15 protein-coding genes are annotated in these 17,861 nt (G+C 30.5%); 5 read left to right on the forward strand and 10 right to left on the reverse strand.

What is annotated here, in order from left to right; genetic code table 11:
- Positions 1-118: 118 nt before the first annotated feature.
- The 6 genes from bshA to dnaB form a co-directional block, all read right to left on the reverse strand.
- Positions 119-1,255 (reverse strand): N-acetyl-alpha-D-glucosaminyl L-malate synthase BshA, encoded by a 1,137-nt coding sequence (gene bshA, locus P161_RS0116350; protein WP_026777969.1) that lies wholly within the window; start codon positions 1,253-1,255, stop codon positions 119-121.
- 294 nt (positions 1,256-1,549) lie between these two features.
- Positions 1,550-2,395, reverse strand: a complete 846-nt coding sequence (locus P161_RS0116355; RefSeq protein ID WP_026777970.1) for a transketolase — start codon at positions 2,393-2,395, stop codon at positions 1,550-1,552.
- Between the two features lie 223 nt (positions 2,396-2,618).
- Entirely contained in the window at positions 2,619-3,878 is a 1,260-nt protein-coding gene (locus tag P161_RS0116360) for an asparagine synthetase B (RefSeq protein ID WP_231494755.1), read from the reverse strand.
- A 4-nt stretch (positions 3,879-3,882) separates the two neighbouring features.
- Positions 3,883-4,299, reverse strand: a complete 417-nt coding sequence (locus tag P161_RS0116365) for a PIN domain-containing protein (protein ID WP_026777972.1) — start codon at positions 4,297-4,299, stop codon at positions 3,883-3,885.
- A complete protein-coding gene (locus P161_RS0116370; RefSeq protein WP_026777973.1) occupies positions 4,299-4,553 on the reverse strand; it encodes a DUF6364 family protein in 255 nt (84 codons plus the stop codon). Before P161_RS0116370 ends, P161_RS0116365 begins: the two co-directional genes overlap by 1 nt.
- A 202-nt stretch (positions 4,554-4,755) precedes the next feature.
- Positions 4,756-6,267 (reverse strand): replicative DNA helicase, encoded by a 1,512-nt coding sequence (dnaB, locus tag P161_RS0116375; RefSeq protein ID WP_026777974.1) that lies wholly within the window; start codon positions 6,265-6,267, stop codon positions 4,756-4,758.
- A 138-nt stretch (positions 6,268-6,405) separates the two neighbouring features.
- Between dnaB and P161_RS0116380 the strand changes: the two genes are divergently transcribed.
- The 4 genes from P161_RS0116380 (at position 6,406) to P161_RS0116395 (ending at position 12,533) form a co-directional block, all read left to right on the forward strand.
- Positions 6,406-7,482 carry a DUF3810 domain-containing protein gene (locus P161_RS0116380; RefSeq protein ID WP_026777975.1) on the forward strand — a complete coding sequence of 359 codons (1,077 nt, stop codon included), beginning with the start codon at positions 6,406-6,408 and terminating at the stop codon, positions 7,480-7,482.
- A 156-nt stretch (positions 7,483-7,638) separates the two neighbouring features.
- Entirely contained in the window at positions 7,639-10,608 is a 2,970-nt protein-coding gene (locus tag P161_RS0116385; protein ID WP_026777976.1) for an amidohydrolase family protein, read from the forward strand.
- A 6-nt stretch (positions 10,609-10,614) separates the two neighbouring features.
- Positions 10,615-11,910 carry an amidohydrolase family protein gene (locus P161_RS0116390; protein ID WP_026777977.1) on the forward strand — a complete coding sequence of 432 codons (1,296 nt, stop codon included), beginning with the start codon at positions 10,615-10,617 and terminating at the stop codon, positions 11,908-11,910.
- Between the two features lie 230 nt (positions 11,911-12,140).
- Entirely contained in the window at positions 12,141-12,533 is a 393-nt protein-coding gene (locus P161_RS0116395; protein ID WP_026777978.1) for a hypothetical protein, read from the forward strand.
- Positions 12,534-12,590: 57 nt separating this feature from the next.
- Here P161_RS0116395 and typA read toward each other — a convergent pair whose 3' ends face one another.
- From typA to P161_RS0116410, 3 genes are all read right to left on the reverse strand, one after another.
- Positions 12,591-14,363: a translational GTPase TypA gene (typA, locus tag P161_RS0116400; protein WP_026777979.1), complete on the reverse strand. Its 1,773-nt coding sequence runs from the start codon at positions 14,361-14,363 to the stop codon at positions 12,591-12,593.
- A 291-nt stretch (positions 14,364-14,654) separates the two neighbouring features.
- Positions 14,655-14,954: an LETM1 domain-containing protein gene (locus P161_RS0116405; RefSeq protein WP_026777980.1), complete on the reverse strand. Its 300-nt coding sequence runs from the start codon at positions 14,952-14,954 to the stop codon at positions 14,655-14,657.
- Positions 14,951-16,117 carry a proline dehydrogenase family protein gene (locus P161_RS0116410; RefSeq protein WP_026777981.1) on the reverse strand — a complete coding sequence of 389 codons (1,167 nt, stop codon included), beginning with the start codon at positions 16,115-16,117 and terminating at the stop codon, positions 14,951-14,953. Before P161_RS0116410 ends, P161_RS0116405 begins: the two co-directional genes overlap by 4 nt.
- A gap of 89 nt (positions 16,118-16,206) precedes the next feature.
- On the opposite strand from P161_RS0116410, the gene aroB reads away from it, so the two are divergent.
- Positions 16,207-17,265: a 3-dehydroquinate synthase gene (gene aroB / locus P161_RS0116415; protein ID WP_026777982.1), complete on the forward strand. Its 1,059-nt coding sequence runs from the start codon at positions 16,207-16,209 to the stop codon at positions 17,263-17,265.
- 99 nt (positions 17,266-17,364) lie between these two features.
- On the opposite strand, the gene P161_RS0116420 is transcribed toward aroB, so the two are convergent.
- Complete coding sequence (locus P161_RS0116420; protein ID WP_026777983.1) at positions 17,365-17,817, reverse strand: cold-shock protein; 453 nt, start codon at positions 17,815-17,817, stop codon at positions 17,365-17,367.
- Positions 17,818-17,861: the final 44 nt, after the last annotated feature.

Raw genomic sequence — 17,861 nt, forward strand, 5'->3', positions numbered from 1 at the left:
AAAACTATACTTTTTTTAAATCTGAGTATTTTTTAAATCATTCTTAAAAAATCGCAAGAAAAAATTAACAAAATAAAAAATCGCCTAAAAAATGCTTTTTAGACGACCTCTTTCTATTTTATTTAACTTCGCTTTTGTAACAAGATTTATAAATTTCCTCGTAAACAGGTAAAATGTTTTCTAAAGAAAAACGCTTGGTATGTTCTTGAGCATTGAGTTTAAAACATTCTAAAACATCATCGTGCTTTAAAATAGAAATTGCATTTTTAGCCATATCTTCAACATCACCTAAATTGCTTAAAAAACCAGTTTCTCCATTAATATTTACCTCTGGTAAACCACCTGTATTTGTAGAAATTATTGCGGTTTTTGCAGCCATTGCTTCTAATGCTGCCAAACCAAAACTTTCTGTTCTAGAAGGTAGTAGAAAAACATCTGAATAACATAAAATCTTATCGATTTCTGTACTATTTCCTAAAAAGAAGACCTTACTTTTAATGCCTAATTGTTTTGTTAAAAGTTCTGCTTTTTTTCTATCTGGCCCTTCACCAATCATTAATAATTTAGACGGAATTTCTTTTTGAACTTCGTAGAAAACTTTAATAACATCTTCTACTCTTTTTACAGGCCTAAAATTACTAATGTGCGTTAAAATACGCTCATTGGGTTTTGCTAAAGCACTCCTTTTACATTCTTCACTTTCTGCCTTACTATATTTATTTACATCAATAAAATTATAGATAACTTTGATGTCTTTTTTAATATTAAAAAGCTGATTTGTAGTTTCTTTCAAATTATTTGAAACTGCTGTAACCACATCAGAATTATTAATACTAAATTCTACTGCTGTTTTATAGGTAGGATGACTTCCAACCAACGTAATATCTGTACCATGTAAAGTTGTTACAACTTTCACATTAATCCCTTTTTCTTTTAGCATTTGTTTTGCCATATAAGCAGCATAAGCGTGTGGAATTGCATAATGCACATGTAAAACTTCTAACTCATATTTTTTTACAACTTCCACCATTTTGCTAGACAATGCTAACTCATAAGGTTGATATTGAAACAATGGATATTCTTCTATTAAAACTTGATGAAAATGTAATTTGTGTGATATAAAATCTAAACGAACTGGTTGATTGTAAGTTATAAAATGAACTTCATGTCCTTTATCTGCTAAAGCCATTCCTAATTCTGTTGCTACTACTCCACTTCCCCCAAAAGTTGGATAACAAACAATTCCTATTTTCATGTTTTTATAAAAAGATTAAAAAATTAAAGCTGATAAGTTTACCTATTTAGTTGTAAAGATAAATGTATTCTTACAAACCAATCAAAATGAAATCATAAAAAAAGCTTTTCAATTATTTTGAAAAGCTTTTTTATGTTGTGTAATTATGTAATTATTGAATTGTGTAATTGTTCCACGAACAGCTTCCACAAAGATTTTTTCCCCTTTGGAGAAATAAGATCCCAATATAAAATTGGGATTAGCTGAACTTACAATTTTTAATGCATCTTTCAGACTTCTAAAAATTTTGTTTTGCTAATAATCTCCTAAAGTTACAGGATTTTGAGCCAAAGCACTCTCTAACTGCTCGTCATTTGGTGCTTTTCCATGCCAAGCGTGTGTATTCATCATAAAATCTACACCATTCCCCATTTCTGTATATAGTAAAATACAAACTGGTTTACCTTTTCCTGTTAATGATTTTGCCTCTTTTAGTCCCGCTAAAATTGCTTCAATATCATTTCCTTCTTTTACTTCTAAAACGTCCCAACCAAAAGCTTCAAATTTTGCTTTGATACTTCCCATTGGTAAGACATCATCTGTAGCACCATCAATTTGCTTTCCATTTAAATCGATAGTTGCAATTAAATTGTCTACTTTTTTACCAGAAGCATACATAATTGCTTCCCAGTTTTGCCCTTCTTGCAATTCTCCATCACCATGTAAAGTATAGACTATTTTGTCATCACCATTTAATTTTTTTGCTTCTGCAGCACCTAAAGCCACAGACATTCCTTGTCCTAAAGAACCAGAAGCAATTCTAATTCCTGGCAAACCTTCATGTGTTGTTGGATGACCTTGTAAACGAGAATCTATCAATCTAAATGTGTTTAATTCTTCTACTGGAAAAAAGCCACTATGAGCCAAAACACTGTAATAAACAGGAGAAATATGACCATTAGAAAGAAAAAATAAATCTTCATTTTTTCCGTCCATTTTAAAATCTGTAGAATACTCCATTACTTCTTGATACAAACAAGTAAAAAATTCTGCACAGCCCAAAGAACCTCCTGGATGACCAGAATTTACTTTGTGTACCATTCTTAAAATATCTCTACGAACTTGTTGTGTAAAATCTTGTAATTTTTTAGTTGTTGGCATTGTATGCGTTTTATTTTATATTGACAAAAATACAAAAGTGATTGGATTAGATATAGATAAAGTAATAATTTATTTGAGATTTATAAACAGTTGATACTTGGCACGGATTTCACAGATTTTCAAGGATAAAAAGAATGTTTTTATTGAATTTTAAGCACTACATATTTCACAAACATCTGCAAAATCCGTGAAAATCTGTGTCACTTTTTTTCTTCGGATAATTCTAAGTTTTCTGTTTCTTCTTTTTTGCTGCAGGAAACAAAACATTGTTTAAAATTAAACGATAACCAGGAGAAGTTGGATGCAAATCGAGTTCCGTTTTTGGATCGCCAACTCTGTGTGTGTAATCTTCTGGATCATGACCTCCATAAAAAGTAAACATTCCTTTACCTTTGGTACCATGAATGTATCTTGCTTCTCTGTTTGTTTTGTTTTCTCCTAAAACTAAGACATTAGATTTTACAGTATTTCTATCAAAAGAGGTAGTTTGTCCCATAAAACCTTTTACCAAAGTTGTATGATTTTGAGTTAACATGGTTGGAACAGGATCCCATTTTGCAGAGAATTCTATCAAGGAAAAATAATCTGATGTTTTTGGAATTCTACGTTTTCTTGTCATATCAATAGAAGAAAACTCATATGTAATTGGATTTCTTTCTAGTTCAAAATCTGTAAAAGCAAAAGTTTTATTAAAATTTATTTTAGATTGATAATTCATCTCTGAAGCATCACCATCAAACATGGCTTCTGCAATATCTACACCTTCTGCAGCTAAAGCAATATCAAAACTATCGGTTGCAGAACACATAGCAAACATAAAACCACCACCAATTACGTAGTCTCTAATTTTTTTTGCAACTGCTAATTTTTCTTCGGATACTTTATTGTAACCTAATTCTGATGCTAATTTTTCTGCACTTAATTTTGCATCAATATACCAAGGAGTTGTTCTAAATGAACCGTAAAATTTTCCATACTGACCTGTAAAATCTTCATGATGCAGATGCAACCACTCATAAATCAGGAGTTTATCTGCTAAAACATCTTTATCGTAAATAACATCAAAAGGGATTTCTGCATAGGTTAAAACCATAGTTACTGCATCATCCCAAGGCATTTTGTCTTTTGGCGAATACACTGCAATTTTCGGTGCTTTCTCTAAAGTTACTGCTTCTTGGTTTGAGGATGGAGCAGAAATTTCTTGTAAAATTAATTGCGCTTTTGCATCTGAAATTACTTGATAAGAAACACCTCTTATTTTACATTCGTTCTCAATGGCTTTATTATTTTCGATTAAAAAGGCACCTCCATCATAGTTTAATAACCATTTCGATTTTAAGCCTGCTTCCAAACCAAAATACACAATTCCATATGCTTTTAAATGATTTCTTTGGTTATCGTGATTCATTGGCACATAAATAAAAGATGCCCAAATTGAATTTGAAATTAGTAGGAAAGAAAATATTAATAAGAGTTTTTTCATTAAATTAATATTGTAGAGAATTTAAAAATTCATCTGGAGACATTACTGGAATTGTAGATTTTTTAAATCCTTTTGAGTCTCTTGTAATTATAATTTCACAACCAAAATCTAAAGCACTAAAATATTGAACAGCATCTTCAAAATCAGTAAAACTAGATTGTAAACTTTTTTCAATCATCATACTATCAATTCGTGAAACTTGACAAATCACTTTAAATTTTCCTATTTTTTCTAATGCTGCTTTACTATTTTCATATTTAGATAAGATATAATTTGTGTTTACAAAAGAAACTGGAGAAACTACAATTCTAAAACTACCTCTTTCTGATAAAGTAATCAATTTTGAAGCAGTTTCATAAAACAATTTCCTCTCTCCAAGAAAATCTAGCATTACATTTGTATCGAAAAAAACAGTTTTCATTATTTATATTTTTCCAATAAATAATCAGCAATTTCTTCTTTATAATTGAAATCGTTTGGTAAACTAACTCCTGTAGCAATACTTTTTACAAACGGAGAAATTTCAATTTCTTTTTTGTTTGATTTATCTTTTTGAGTCAAAGAAGCCAAATAGTTTTCTATCAATCTTGACAAGCTTATCTGTTGCTCTTTTGCGTATTGTTTTGCCTGTTCAATAACAGATTTATCTAGTTTTAATGTTAATTTAGAATCCATAATAATTATATATACGTACAAATATAATAAATCTCTACGTATTTATATTTTTATAAATTGTTAAAATTAAATTCTTCAAACAAACTCTTTACTGTATAATAAATATAAAACCTTTTTGATTCAAAACTAAAATACACAATTACTTGAAAGCAATTGTGTATTTATATAAATTAAATATTTTTTAACAAATGTCTATTATCTACTAAAAAGGCACATCATCTCCAAAAGCATCTTTAGGATCAATGCCTCCTTCACCTGCAAAAGGATCTTCTGGAAAATCAGCGTTCATAGAAGATTGGAATTCCGAACTAAAACCTTCTTCTAAATCAGAGAATTTTGCTAAATGTCCTGTAAATTTCAAACGAATATTATCTAAACCACCATTTCTGTGTTTTGCCACAATAAATTCTCCTTGACCTTCACAAGGTGTATGTTCATCATCATCCCATTCTGTCATTCCATAATATTCTGGTCTAAAAATAAAACTCACAATATCTGCATCCTGCTCAATAGCTCCAGATTCACGTAAATCAGATAATAAAGGTCTTTTAGATCCTCCACGTGTTTCAACGGCTCTCGATAACTGAGAAAGTGCAATTACTGGTACAGATAATTCTTTTGCTAAAGCTTTTAAGTTTCTAGAAATCATAGAGATTTCTTGTTCTCTGTTTCCACCAGCTTTTCCTCCAGCTGTCATTAATTGTAAATAATCAATTACAATAATTTTTACATTATGTTGCGAAACCAAACGTCTTGCTTTTGCACGTAAATCAAATACAGAAAGCGATGGTGTATCATCAATAAAAATTGGAGCGTCAGATAATCTCTTAACTTTTACATTTAATTGCTCCCATTCATGTGCTTCTAAATTTCCTTTCCTTAATTTTTCTGATGTTAAACCTGTTTCTGAAGAAATCATACGCGTAATCAACTGAACAGAAGACATCTCTAAAGAAAAAACGGCAACTCCATGACCAAAATCGATTGCCATATTTTTTGCCATCGAAATTACAAAAGCGGTTTTTCCCATACCTGGCCTTGCTGCAATAATCACTAAATCAGAAGGTTGCCACCCAGAAGTTAACGCATCTAATTTGGTAAAACCAGTTTCCAAACCAGACATTCCTTCTTGGTTACCAATTTCTTGAATTTTAGTTAAGGCTTGTTTTACAAGAGACCCAGCATCTTCTGAACTCTTTTTTAAATTACCTTGTGTAACTTCAAAAAGCTTTGCTTCAGCATCGTCTAATAAATCAAAAACATCTGTACTTTCATCATACGCATTTTCTATAATTTCTGATGATATGGAAATCAATTTACGTTGAATATATTTTTGTAAAATGATTCTGGCATGAAACTCAATATGTGCAGAAGATGCTACTTTTTGAGTTAAACGAATCAACGCAAAATCGCCACCAACAAATTCTAGCTTTCCATTCTTTTTCAACAAATTAGATACTGTTAAGATATCAATTGGTTCAGAATTTTGAAATAATTGATAAATTGCAGCATAAATTTCTTGATGCTTTTGATCGTAAAAAGCATCTGCACTTAATACATCAATTACATCATCAATCCCTTTTTTGTCAATCATCATGGCTCCAAGCACAGCCTCTTCCAACTCCACTGCCTGTGGGGGAATTTTACCTTTTTCAAGACTAATAATTCTTGCTTTATCTATCTTTTTGCCTGCTACAGTATTCGTTTTTTCCATTGTCACAAATGTACTTTTTTAGGTTGATTAGGTCTGTTAAAATCAAACTTATATTTGTGAACATTTATTGTAAACAAAATTGTTATTATCTTGTTAATAACCAGTCAACTTCCAAAATGAAATGTTATTTTTACCAAAATGAAATGGAATAAGACTCATATTTTTTTAGCAATTTTTCTGCCAATTCAAGTTTTTCTACTGCAAATTTTGGCAAAAAACCCCACATTTGTAGAACGTTATTATTCCAATGGAATTTACCCAGTCATTTCCTCTTTTTTTAGAATTATATTCGGTTGGATTCCTTTTTCGGTTGGAGATCTTTTATTGGCTTTTGGTGTGTTTGTTTTCTTTCGTTTTTTATACAGATTGATAAAAACACGATTCAGAAATTTTATTCCGAAAATAATTCATGTTTTTGCTGTTTTCTCTGTTATTTATTTTTGCTTTTATCTTTTCTGGGGATTCAATTATTACAGAGAACCTTTGGCAAAAAACTTAGAATATCAACAAAAAGAATATACTTCAGCACAACTTACAAAAGTTACTGAACACATTATTAAACAGCTAAATTTTTATCAACATAAAATAACACAAAACGATTCGTTAAAAGTTGATAATCCTTATCAGTCAAAAGAAATGTACAACCTTGCTCTTGATGGTTATGATAACTTAGCAAAAGATTTTCCGCAATTAAAATATCAATATACATCTGTAAAAAGTTCGTTGATGAGTTGGTTGCAAAGTTATAATGGCACATCTGGTTATTTAAATCCTTTAACTGGAGAAGCTCAAGTAAATGATAGAGTCCCTAAAACAAGTTATCCAACAACTACTTGTCATGAAATGGCGCATCAAATTGGATTTGCAGCTGAAAATGAAGCCAATTTTGTCGGTTTTTTAGCTGCCAATTATAATAACGATGTTTATTTTAAATATGCAAGTTATAGAATGGCATTTGGATATTGCATTTCCGAAATCAGAAAACGAGACAGCGAAAAATCAAAAGAACTTTGGAAAACCGTAAACAAAGGAATTTTTAAAGATTTTAATGCGAGTTACGATTTTTGGGAACAATACAAAAACCCTTTTGAACCATTAGTTAAGAAAGGTTACAACGCTTATTTAAAGGCAAACAACCAAGATAAAGGAGTAGAATCTTATAATTATGTGGTGGATTTGTTAATTTCTTATTTTGAGAACTCTGGTCAACTTTGATTTTTCTGCCAAAAATGCACAAATTAAAAAATAAACTTCCAAACAAGCTTATAACTCAAATCAGTTTCTTAAAATTTTGTTAAAAAAAATTCATTTAACATTTATCAAAATTCATATCAATAAATTTATAAATAATTCAAAAACAAATCAAACTACATGAAAAAACTATTTTTCCTACTCTTTTTCTTGTCGCTTTCAGTTACACAAGCACAAGACTATTTTCCTACGGATTCTGGAGTAAAAACAGCAGAAAATGCAACATTTGCATTTACAAATGCCACCATTTATGTAACACCCACAGAAATCATTAAAAAAGGAACTTTGCTTATTAAAGATGGTAAAGTTGTAAGCGTTGGTAAATCAGTAAAAATTCCTGATGGAACAACAACTACTAATTTAGAAGGCAAAACAATTTATCCATCGTTTATTGATATTTACACAGATTTTGGTATCTCAAAACCAAAAAGAGCTTCAAGCAATTCTAGATCAACACAATATGATGCTGCAAGAGAAGGCTATTATTGGAACGATCATATAAGACCAGACACAAACCCACTAGAATCTTTTAATTTTGATACTAAAAAAGCAAAAGAATTAATAGAAGCTGGTTTTGGTGCCGTAAATACGCATTTACACGATGGTATTATTCGTGGAAATGGGTTGTTGATTGCGTTAAATCCTAACTCAACAAACGCATATAGAATTTTAGATACAAAATCTGCGCAATATTTATCTTTTGATAGAAGTGTGCAGTCAAGACAAGCCTATCCAAATTCAAGAATGGGTGCAATGGCTTTATTACGTCAAGTTTATAATGATGCAGATTGGTATGCAAAAGGCAACATGAAAAATAAAGATATGGCTTTAGAAGCTTTAAACAGCAATAAAAATCTAATCCAAATCTTTGAAACTGGCAATCATTTAGATGCTGTAAGAGCAGATAAAGTTGGTGACGAATTTAATATTCAATATACAATTGTTGGTTCTGGAGACGAATATGAAAGAGTTGCAGATATCAAAGCAACCAATGCAAACTTTATAATTCCAATTGATTTTAGCAATGCTTACGATGTTTCTAATCCACTTTTAGCGCAACAAATTTCTTTGCAAGATATGCGTAAGTGGAATCAAGAACCATCAAACTTAGTTGTTTTAGCTAACAATGGCGTTAATTTCGCTTTAACTACTCATAAATTAAAATCGGCTAAATCTTTTCATAAAAATTTACAAAAAGCCATTAAATATGGTTTTGATAAAGAAAAAGCATTAGCTGCTTTAACTACAATTCCTGCGAATATCATTGGAAATTCATCATTAGGAAACTTAAAAACAGGAAGTCATGCAAACTTTATCATTACTTCTGGAGATATTTTTGATGGAAAAACTACACTTTACGAAAATTGGGTTCAAGGAAGTAAAAATGTTGTAAATGAAATTGATGTAAAAGATATTTCAGGAACGTATATGTTATCATTAAATGGTAAAAATTACGATTTAACAATTTCTGGAGAAGGCACAAAACAAAAAGCAGCAATAAAGTTAGGAGAAGATAAAATAAAATCTACTTTTTCTTTTAAAGATGATTGGATTGCCATCAACCTAAATGAAGATGGTAATTATACAAGAATGATGGGTAAAATTATTAACGACGCTAATGTAATGCAAGGAATTGCTTATGATAGTGAAGCGAATGAAACTTCTTGGTCTGCTAGTAAAAAAGTAGCAAAGGAAGCTGACAAGAAAGAAGATGACGAAGATGAGAAAAAAGAAGATGATGTTGTTACAGTTTTACCTGTAAGTTACCCAAACATTGGTTTTGGAAACTTTACACAACCAAAATCTGAAACTATTTTAATTAAAAATGTCACTGTTTGGACGAGTGAAGAAGCTGGAATTTTAGAAAATACAGATGTACTTTTAAAAGACGGAAAAATCGCTGAAATTGGTAAAAACTTAAAAGCAAGAAATGCTGTTGAAGTTGATGGAACAGGAAAACATTTAACTGCTGGTATTGTAGATGAACATTCACATATTGCAACTTCTGCTGTAAACGAAGGTGGTCAAAATTCATCTGCGGAAGTAACTATTGAAGATGTTGTAGATCCAACAGATATCAACATTTATAGAAATATTTCTGGAGGAACAACTTCTGCTCAAATTTTACATGGTTCTGCAAACCCAATTGGTGGTCGTTCTGCGATTCTTAAATTAAAATGGGGAGAAAATGCAGAAAATATGATTTATGACGATTCGCCTAAATTTATAAAATTTGCTTTAGGAGAAAATGTAAAACAATCTCGTTCTTCAAATGGCGTACGTTTTCCACAAACAAGAATGGGTGTTGAGCAAATGTTTATCGATTATTTTACAAGAGCTAAAGAATATGAAGCTAAAAAGAAATCGGGAAAACCATATAGAAAAGATACTGAAATGGAAACTTTGGTTGAAATTTTAAACGGAGAACGTTATATTTCTTGTCATTCTTATGTACAATCAGAAATTAACATGTTAATGAAAGTTGCTGATAAAATGGGCTTTAAAGTAAATACATTTACTCACATTTTAGAAGGATATAAAGTTGCTGATAAAATGGCTGAACATGGTGTTGGTGGTTCAACTTTCTCTGATTGGTGGGGTTATAAATACGAAGTAAATGATGCTATTCCTTATAATGCTTCAATAATGCACAATGCAGGAGTTACAGTAGCTATTAATTCTGATGACAGAGAAATGTCTAGACGTTTAAACCAAGAAGCAGCAAAAACGATGAAATATGGTGGAATGTCTGAATTAGAAGCTTGGAAAACTGTTACGATTAACCCAGCAAAACTATTACATATTGATGATAAAGTGGGTAGTATTAAAGTTGGTAAAGATGCAGATGTTGTTCTTTGGAGCGATTATCCAATGTCTATCTACGCAAAAGTAGAAAAGACGATTATTGATGGTAAAGTATTTTTTGATAGCGCTGAAGATGCTAAAAAGCGTGAGGCAATTAAGCAAGAAAAAAGTACCTTAATTAATATGATGTTGAAAGAAAAAATGGGTGGTGGAAAAACAAAAGCACCTATGATCAGAAAAGATAGAAATTTTGGATGTGATACTTTAGAAGAACTTAAAAACTAAAAAAAGATGAAAAAAATACTATATAGTTTACTGTTTTTCTTTGTATTAGGAAACGTAAACGCACAACAAACGCCAGCAGACAAACAAACCACAGCAATTTCCATAGAAGGTGCCACTGCACATTTAGGAAATGGAGAAGTTATTGAAAACTCATTAATTATGTTTAATGATGGTAAAATAACTTTTGTAGGTTCTGCAATGATGAAAATTGCAAGACAAGGAACTATTATAAATGCGAAAGGAAAGCATATTTATCCAGGTTTTATTGCTGCAAATGCAACCTTAGGTTTGGTTGAAATTGATGCTGTAAAAGCAAGTGATGATGAAGACGAAATTGGTCTTTTAAACCCTCATATTAGAAGTTTAATCGCTTATAATGCAGAGAGTAAAATTGTAGAATCTATGAGACCAAATGGTGTTTTAATGGCACAAATTACACCAAGAGGTGGTTTGGTTTCTGGAACTTCTTCTGTGGTGCAATTAGATGCTTGGAACTGGGAAGATGCTGCTTTAAAGGTAGATGATGCAATCCACATGAATTGGCCAGGAAGTTTTACAAGAGGCAGATGGTGGCTGGGAGAAGATCCTGCATTAAAAGCAGATCCTAAATATGGAGAAAATGTAGCGAGTATAAAATCTTATTTTGCAGATGCTAAAACATATTTAGCAAGCAATATGGAAAAAGCACACCTTCCATACCAAGCAATGAAAGGACTTTATGATGGTTCACAAAAATTATTTATTCATGTTAATGGAGAAAAAGAAATTACAGATGCTGTTACAACTGCCAAAGAAGCTGGTATTGATAATATTGTAATTTTACGAGGAGAAGGTGCAGAAAGTGTTACAGATTTATTGGTAAAACAAAATGTTCCTGTTGTTTTAAACAGACCTCATAGAAACCCAAATTCTGAAGATGACGCCTATGATTATACCTATACAATCGCAAAAAAGTTAACAGATAAAGGTGTTATAGTAGGTATAGGAATGGAAGGACAAATGGAGAGAATGAACGCAAGAAATCTTCCTTTTTATGCTGGTACTTTTGCTGCACATGGTTTGGCAAAAGAAGAAGCTTTAAAATTAATAACATCTAATGCAGCTAAAATTTTAGGAATTGAAGATAGGGTTGGAACCTTAGAAGTTGGTAAAGATGCTACTTTATTTATTTCTGAAGGTGATGCTTTAGATATGAGAGGTAATATTTTATCTAAAGCGTATATTCAAGGTAGAGATATTAGCTTAGAAACACATCAAACTGAATTATGGAGACGTTATGATAACAAATATAAATCAGAATAACAATTTTTATTAAAAATCAATAAAAAGGCTCGCAACTGCGAGCCTTTTTTATCTAAAATAATAAGCAATATCACCTTTTCTTTTACTTCTTCTTTTTCATAGTTTTTTTAAAAACAATAAAAGTTAAGAAAATTACATATTATTTAATTACAAAATTGACTAAATTTCTACAATTATAAAATACCTACTATTAGGTATATTTGTTCTTTTGAGAAAAAAATAAAATTTAAATGAAAAAAACTTATTTAAATCTTGTTTTAGCAATTTCGTTGCTTTTACAATCTTGTTATCAAGATGAAATTATTAGTGAATCTTGCCTTGTAATTGATAAAATTACTCAAAGCTCTGGACCTACTCAGGTAGAAGTTGGTAAAACTAAAGAAATCATCTTTAAAGTTTCCAGCAGTTGTGATGTTGATTTTTTTGTTACGGATTCCAAAATATTTGATAATTTTACAGAAATCAGCTTTCAAGGAATTGACAAAAATGAAATTTATAAACCAGAAGGTTTTGAATTTATCCTATTATATTCTCCCAAAACAAAAGGAGTAAAAACTGTTTCCTTTAGTATTTATACAAATATTGGACAAGTTATTATTAATTTAGGTGTAGAAGGTATATAAAAAAAGAGTCGCATAAAATGCGACTCTTTTTTATATTTCGAAAATCAATTTTTAAAACTATGCTTTAAAATTAATTTTACGCATACGCAAGCTTGAAGGAGTTACTTCTAAGTACTCATCAGCTTTAATATATTCCATATTTTCTTCTAAAGAGAAATCTACTTTTGGAGCAATTTTCATAGCATCATCTGTACCAGATTTACGCATGTTTGTTAATTGCTTTCCTTTTATTAAGTTTACAGCCATATCATCAGATTTACTGTTTTCTCCAATTACCTGACCAATATAAATTTCTTGGTTAATGTCAATAAAGAAAACACCTCTATCTTGTAAACGGTTTAAAGCGTAAGCTGTTGCTTTACCTGCTGCAGAAGAAACAATTGCTCCTTTTACTTCTTCAGTAAAATCGCCTTTATAAGGACCATATTCACTAAATCTGTGGTTAATAATTGCTGTACCACCAGTTGCCGTTAAAATTTTGTTTCTTAAACCAATTAAACCTCTTGAAGGGATCGAAAATTCTAAATGTTGTAAATCTCCTTTTGGCTCCATTACTAACATATCTCCTTTTCTTAAAGAAACTAAGTTAATAGCTTTAGAAGCCATATCTTCTGGTACATCAATAGACAATGTTTCCATTGGCTCGTGTTTTTTGCCATCTATTTCTTTAATAATTACTTGTGGTCTTCCCACTTGTAATTCATAACCTTCTCTACGCATTGTTTCGATTAATACTGATAAGTGTAAAACTCCACGTCCAAAAACGTTAAATTTATCTTCACTATCTGTAGTTTCTACTTTTAATGCTAAGTTTTTTTCTAATTCTTTAAATAAACGATCTCTTAAGTGACGAGAAGTTACAAATTTACCTTCTTTACCAAAGAAAGGAGAGTTGTTAATTGTAAACAACATACTCATTGTAGGTTGATCAATTTCTGTTCTTGGTAATGCTTCTGGATTTTCTAAATCTGCAATAGTATCTCCAATTTCAAAATCTTCTAAACCAGTAATTGCACAAATATCTCCACAAGGAACTTTTTCTACTTGTACTTTACCCATTCCTTCAAAAACGTGTAATTCTTTGATTCTTACTTTTTTGATAGTACCATCTGCTTTACATAAGCTATAATCTTTACCAACTTCTAAGTCTCCTCTAAAAACACGTCCAATTGCAATTCTTCCTGTAAATTTAGAAAAATCTAAAGAAGTAATTTGCATTTGTGGAGTCCCCTCATTGTATTTTGTTGCTGGTATAGATTCTAATACTGCATCTAATAAAGGAACGATATCTTCAGTTTGGTTTTTCCAATCTGTAGACATCCAGTTATTTTTTGCAGAACCATAAATTGTTGTAAAATCTAATTGTTCTTCAGTTGCTTCTAAAGCAAACATTAAATCGAATACTTTTTCGTGAACGATATCTGGAGTACAGTTTTCTTTATCTACTTTATTTACAACTACAATAGGAGTTAATCCTAATTCTAAGGCTTTACCTAATACAAAACGAGTTTGTGGCATTGGCCCTTCAAAAGCATCTACTAATAATAAAACACCATCAGCCATTTTTAGTACACGCTCTACTTCTCCTCCAAAATCGGCGTGACCAGGAGTATCAATTACGTTAATTTTTGTGTCTTTGTAATTTACAGATACGTTTTTAGAAAGAATGGTAATTCCTCTTTCACGTTCTAAATCGTTATTATCTAACAATAAATCTGTACGCTCTTTACGTTCGTCTAAGATTTTTGCTTGGTCTATTATCTTGTCTACTAACGTTGTTTTTCCATGATCAACGTGAGCAATAATTGCGATGTTTCTAATTTCGTGCATTTGTACTTTCTTAAATTTCGTGCAAAAGTAGTTGTTTAGAAGTGAATTACACGATTTATAATGAATTATTTTATGTTCTAATTTTTCTTTTATTTGAAGGAAAAAACAGCTTAATCTCTATTTTTTTAAAAATTATTTTTGCTTTTAAGTGTAAAAAAAGCTCTTAAAAAAGTGCGTTAGCGATTGAATGGCATGTTTGAGCTCTTTTTGTTTTTCACAAAAAAGCGAGTAATGAAAGCGCGACTTGGTCCTGAATGTTTTCAGGATAAAGGAACGCCCAATAAAATATACTTATTTATTTTCTGGTTTTGGAAAATCTTCTCGAAATGCAGAAGGCAAAATATCTGGAATTAGCTTGATTAAAAGTGGTAATAATAATGCACCTCCAGGTAATAAAAAAACGGCTAATGCTGGGATAGATTTACAAATATCTAACAGCTGTAACTTTATTTTTATTTTTTCTTCTGGAGATAATTTTGAGTGTGTAGATTTTTTGATTAAATACATTGCCTCTTTACTTTCAGACAATTCTTTATATAATCTTAGTTTATTTCTTTGCAGTAAAATTTTAATTTCGTCTACAGTTTTCATGATAGTTTTCTGCGTTTACGTTCCGCTTTTAAAAGATTTAATTCCCTACTTGTTTGTCCAGCTACAGAGGTATTTTCTTCTGCTCTTCTAATTAAATAAGGCATTACATCTCTAACAGGACCAAAAGGTAAATATTTGGCAACATTATAACCTTCGTTTGCTAGGTTGTAACTAATATGATCGCTCATACCAAATAATTGACCAAACCAAAGTCTACGATCATCTTTTTGAACGTTATTTTGTTTTGCCAATTCCATAACTAAATAAGAACTATCTTCATTATGTGTGCCTACAAATAAAGTCATTTTTGGATTTTCCATCATGTATTTTGTGGCTGCATCATAATTTTCATCTGTGGCTTTTTTGTTGATGCAAATTGGTGATGGGTAGCCTTTCTCTTCTGCTCTTTCTCTTTCTTTTTCCATATAAGCACCTCTTACCACTTTCATACCCACATGAAAATCTTTTTCTTGTGCTTTTTTGTGCAAGTCTTTTAAATACTCAAATCTATCATGTCTATACATTTGTAATGTATTAAAAACAATGGCTTTTTTGGTGTTATAAGCTTCCATTAATTCTTCAATTAACTCATCTGCTGCTTTTTGCATCCAACTTTCTTCTGCATCAATTAACAAAGGTACATCTTTATCTAAAGCAGCTTTACACACTTTATGAAAACGTGCTTCTATTCTACTCCACTCATCTTGCTCTTTTTGAGTTAATTCTTTTCCTTCAGATTTTTTTTGATACAAAGCAAAGCGTCCAAAACCTGTTGGTTTAAAAACTGCAAAAGGAATCGATTTTTTCTCTTCACAAAAATTAAGAATTTTAAGAATTTTTTCTAAAGCGCCATCAAAACTTTGTTCTTGATCTTTCCCTTCTACAGAATAATCTAATACACTATGCACATTTCCGTTTTTGTGCATATTATCTATAATTGGTAAACAATCTTCCTCTGTTACTCCACCACAAAAATGATCAAATACAGTAGAACGAATTAAACCCTCAATAGGCAAGTGTGCTTTTAATGCAAAATTGGTTACAGCACTTCCAATTCTAACCATTGGCTGATTTTGTATCATTCTAAACAAAAAATAAGCGCGTTCTAATTGAGAATCTGTTTTTAAAGCAAAAGCAACTTGAGTATTGTCAAAAAGTTTCATACTATAACGTTTTAGTGGAAACAAAGATAGTTGATGAGGCTAGATATTTCAATAAATTCTATTTAATTTGCACTATTAATAATAATTCCATGAAAACAATTCAAGCAGTTTCTTATCCTGTTCATTTTCAAGAAGAAAGCTATAGAGAACTAAATACTCTAATTCATAAAAATAACTACTCTACTATTTTTATTTTAGTTGATGAGAATACAATGGAGCATTGTTACCCTAAATTCATTACTTTTTTAGACACCAAAAAAACAATTGAATTGATTGAAATTGAGTCTGGAGAAATTCATAAAAACCTAGAAACTTGTATTGGTGTTTGGAATGCCATTACAGAACTAGGTGGAGACCGTAAAAGTTTATTGATAACTTTAGGTGGTGGGGTTATTACAGATTTGGGTGGTTTTGTGGCTTCTTGTTTTAAACGTGGAATCGATTTTGTAAACATTCCAACTACTTTACTTTCTATGGTTGATGCTTCTGTTGGTGGAAAAACGGGTGTTGATTTGGGCGTTTTAAAAAACCAAATTGGGTTGTTTGCAAATCCGCAAATGGTACTTGTTGATCATGAATATTTAGAAACAGTTACAAAAAGAGAAATAAAATCTGGAACTGCAGAAATTTTGAAATATGGTTTAACGTATGATGTGAACTTATTTCATCAAATAAAAAATAATAAAGATTTAAAAATTAGTGATTTAATTTTTAGATCTGTAGAAATTAAAAACGAAGTTGTTTTGCAAGATCCAAAAGAGCAAAACTTACGTAAGATTTTAAATTTCGGCCATACTTTGGGGCATGCAATTGAGTCTTTTTATTTAGAATCTGAAGATAAAGAAAACTTAACGCATGGAGAAGCTATTGCTATTGGGATGGTTTGTGAGTGTTATATATCTCAAAAACTATTAAATTTTCCTGTTGATAAATTAAACGAAGTTAAAGAAGTTGTTTTATCAATTTATACTAAAACTAAACTTTTAAAAGAAGATTTTTCTGCGATTATCAATTTATTAAAACACGATAAGAAAAACGTAAACGGACAAGTAAATTTTGTGCTTTTAAATGATTTTGAAAATTTCAAAATCGATTGTAAAGTTGATGAAGATTTAATTGTGGGGAGTATGGAGTTTTATAATGATTAAAAAAAACGAAGATTTAAAAAATACAAAAGACAATATTAAAAAAATCCTATCATTTACATAACGATAGGATTTTTTTATAATTTAGAAAAGTGAGATTTTTTAAATTTTCTTCACTTTTACTGCGTTCATTCCACGCATTCCTTTTTCTAATTCAAAAGAAACTTTGTCGTTTTCTGCAATTTCATCGATTAAACCACTAACGTGAGTAAAATATTTTTCGCCATTATCAGAATCAATAATAAAACCAAAACCTTTTGAAGTATCAAAAAAGTTTACTTTTCCTTTTCTTACTGGGTCTTCTTCTGGTAAATCTTCTTTTTTAGTTACAGATATTTGAATATCTTCTAACTCATATTCTACTTTTAATTCTGGATCTGGTGGAGTATCAGTTAAATTTCCATTATGATCTACATAAGCAAACTGAATTCCTGTTGTTCCATTTTCTTCTTTTTCGGCTTTTCTAGCCTCCATTTTCTTCTTTTTATCCAAACGCTTTTTCATGCGTTTTTTTTCTTTTTCACTCTTACTAAATGTTTGTTGCGATTTTGCCATTAACTATATAAATGTATTTATTATGATTGTATTTGTTTGTACCA

Source organism: Polaribacter sp. Hel_I_88 (genome assembly GCF_000687935.1).
Lineage (GTDB): Bacteria > Bacteroidota > Bacteroidia > Flavobacteriales > Flavobacteriaceae > Polaribacter.

Excerpts from the sequence above, each read along its gene's own strand:
- P161_RS0116380 (WP_026777975.1), top strand. The coding sequence starts at position 6,406 with ATGAAATGGAATAAGACTCATATTTTTTTAGCAATTTTTCTGCCAATT.
- P161_RS0116365 (WP_026777972.1), bottom strand. The coding sequence starts at position 4,299 with ATGAAAACTGTTTTTTTCGATACAAATGTAATGCTAGATTTTCTTGGA.
- P161_RS0116355 (WP_026777970.1), bottom strand. The coding sequence starts at position 2,395 with ATGCCAACAACTAAAAAATTACAAGATTTTACACAACAAGTTCGTAGA.
- P161_RS0116395 (WP_026777978.1), top strand. The coding sequence starts at position 12,141 with ATGAAAAAAACTTATTTAAATCTTGTTTTAGCAATTTCGTTGCTTTTA.
- P161_RS0116385 (WP_026777976.1), top strand. The coding sequence starts at position 7,639 with ATGAAAAAACTATTTTTCCTACTCTTTTTCTTGTCGCTTTCAGTTACA.
- P161_RS0116370 (WP_026777973.1), bottom strand. The coding sequence starts at position 4,553 with ATGGATTCTAAATTAACATTAAAACTAGATAAATCTGTTATTGAACAG.
- P161_RS0116390 (WP_026777977.1), top strand. The coding sequence starts at position 10,615 with ATGAAAAAAATACTATATAGTTTACTGTTTTTCTTTGTATTAGGAAAC.
- P161_RS0116410 (WP_026777981.1), bottom strand. The coding sequence starts at position 16,117 with ATGAAACTTTTTGACAATACTCAAGTTGCTTTTGCTTTAAAAACAGAT.
- bshA (WP_026777969.1), bottom strand. The coding sequence starts at position 1,255 with ATGAAAATAGGAATTGTTTGTTATCCAACTTTTGGGGGAAGTGGAGTA.
- dnaB (WP_026777974.1), bottom strand. The coding sequence starts at position 6,267 with ATGGAAAAAACGAATACTGTAGCAGGCAAAAAGATAGATAAAGCAAGA.
- typA (WP_026777979.1), bottom strand. The coding sequence starts at position 14,363 with ATGCACGAAATTAGAAACATCGCAATTATTGCTCACGTTGATCATGGA.
- aroB (WP_026777982.1), top strand. The coding sequence starts at position 16,207 with ATGAAAACAATTCAAGCAGTTTCTTATCCTGTTCATTTTCAAGAAGAA.
- P161_RS0116420 (WP_026777983.1), bottom strand. The coding sequence starts at position 17,817 with ATGGCAAAATCGCAACAAACATTTAGTAAGAGTGAAAAAGAAAAAAAA.
- P161_RS0116360 (WP_231494755.1), bottom strand. The coding sequence starts at position 3,878 with ATGAAAAAACTCTTATTAATATTTTCTTTCCTACTAATTTCAAATTCA.
- P161_RS0116405 (WP_026777980.1), bottom strand. The coding sequence starts at position 14,954 with ATGAAAACTGTAGACGAAATTAAAATTTTACTGCAAAGAAATAAACTA.